Genomic DNA, 1,921 nt, shown 5'->3' on the forward strand with positions numbered 1-1,921 from the left:
GAGCAATGCTCAAGACCTGTGGATCGGACTCGGGAGAGGTGCCTCGCGGAACGCGGAGGGCGTACCTTCCCGAGTGATCGATTTCTGGTCATCGAGTAGGCCCGCGTTGCAGCGCGGGTCGGGAGGGCACGCCCGTGCTGAGCGTAGTCAACGAGGACGGCACCACCCAGAGCGGCTCCCTGATGGACGACATCGTCCGTGAGGGTGCCCGTCGGATGCTTGCCGCGGCCCTGGAAGCCGAAGTCAACCAGTACATAGCCGAGTTGGCGGGCGAGCGGGACGAGGCCGGTCGCCGTCTGGTGGTCCGTAACGGCCACCACCGTGAGCGGACGGTGACTACTGCCGCCGGGCCGATTGCGGTGAAGGCGCCGCGGGTGAACGACAAGCGGGTCGATGGCGAGACGGGCGACCGCAAGCGGTTCTCGTCGAAGATCCTCGCCCCCTGGTGCCGGAAGTCCCCGAAGATCAGCGAGGTCCTGCCCCTGCTCTACCTGCACGGTCTGTCCTCCGGCGACTTCGTGCCCGCGATGGAGCAGTTCCTCGGCTCGGCCGCTGGGCTCTCGCCGGCCACGGTGACCCGGCTGACCAAGCAGTGGAGCGACGACCACGCCGCCTTCCAGGACCGGGACCTGTCCGGATCCGACTACGTGTACGTGTGGGCCGACGGCGTCCACCCCAAGGTCCGCCTCGGCCAGGCCCGCTCCTGCGTCCTGGTCCTCATGGGCGTGCGCACCGACGGCAGTAAGGAGCTGATCGCGCTCGCCGAGGGCCTGCGCGAGTCGACTGAGTCCTGGGCCGACCTCCTGCGGGACTGCCGCCGGCGCGGCATGCGCGATCCCGAGCTCGTCGTCGGCGACGGAGCCATGGGTCTGTGGCGGGCCCTGGCCGAGGTGTTTCCGCAGGCCAGACATCAAAGGTGCTGGGTTCACAAAACCCGGAACGTGGTCAACGCCCTGCCGAAATCGGCCCAGCCCGGCGCGAAGAAGGCGCTGCAGGAGATCTACAACGCCGAGGACCGCGATCACGCCGAGAAGGCGGTGAAGGACTTCGGGCGCGCCTACGGCGCGAAGTGGCCCAAGGCCGTCAAGAAGATCACCGACGACGTCGATGAACTCCTGGCGTTCTACGACTTCCCGGCCGAGCACTGGGTCCACCTGCGCACGACAAATCCGATCGAGTCGACCTTCAGCACGGTAAAGCTGCGGACCAAGGTCACCCGCGGCGCCGGCAGCCCGGCCGCGGCCCTGGCGATGGTGTTCAAGCTCGCCGAGTCCGCCCAGGCCCGCTGGCGCGCGATCACCGCACCCCACCTCGTCGCCCTCGTCCGCAACGGCGCCCGCTTCGAACGCGGCGTCCTGGTCGAGCGTGAGCAGGAGGCCGCGGCATGAGTGAGCGTAAGGAACGCCCGCTGCTGTTCCTGGACGTCGACGGACCTCTCCTGCCGTTCGGTGACGGCCCGCAACGCGAGCCGTCAGGCACCGCGACAGATTCGCACCTGACGCGGCTCGACCCGCGCGTCGGGCCCCGCCTCGCGGCACTGCCGTGCGAGCTGGTCTGGGCCACCACCTGGGAGGAGGCGGCGAACACCGACATAGCACCGCGGCTCGGCCTGCCGCCCCTGCCGGTCGTGCACTGGCCGGAACCCTCCGACGCGCAGGAACGCGAGGACCAGTGGTACGGGCTCCACTGGAAGACCCGAACCCTGGCGGCATGGGCGGACGGACGCCCGTTCGTCTGGGTCGACGACGAGATCACCGACGCCGATCGGGACTGGGTGTCCACCCACCACCCCACCCCGGCCTTCCTCCACCGCGTCGCGTCGTCCCGCGGCCTCACCACCGAAGACTTCGCAGTCCTCGATCAATGGCTGCGGGCCACTTGAGGCTCCCCACGGTGATCCACAGGAATTGACAATTGCTCG

The 1,921-nt window shown here is 69.1% G+C and carries 2 protein-coding genes; both read left to right on the forward strand.

Annotated elements, in window-relative coordinates; all coding sequences use genetic code 11:
* Positions 1-134: 134 nt before the first annotated feature.
* Positions 135-1,388 carry an IS256 family transposase gene (locus ABZY11_RS44170; RefSeq protein WP_356484574.1) on the forward strand — a complete coding sequence of 418 codons (1,254 nt, stop codon included), beginning with the start codon at positions 135-137 and terminating at the stop codon, positions 1,386-1,388.
* Positions 1,385-1,882 (forward strand): HAD domain-containing protein, encoded by a 498-nt coding sequence (locus tag ABZY11_RS44175; RefSeq protein WP_356484575.1) that lies wholly within the window; start codon positions 1,385-1,387, stop codon positions 1,880-1,882. Before ABZY11_RS44170 ends, ABZY11_RS44175 begins: the two co-directional genes overlap by 4 nt.
* Positions 1,883-1,921 lie beyond the last annotated feature (39 nt).

The sequence above is a fragment of the Streptomyces sp. NPDC006510 genome (assembly GCF_040611955.1).
Taxonomy (GTDB): Bacteria; Actinomycetota; Actinomycetes; order Streptomycetales; family Streptomycetaceae; genus Streptomyces.

What these genes read in the sequence shown, in the direction of transcription:
- ABZY11_RS44175 (WP_356484575.1), top strand. Translation starts at nt 1,385, where the DNA reads ATGAGTGAGCGTAAGGAACGCCCGCTGCTGTTCCTGGACGTCGACGGA.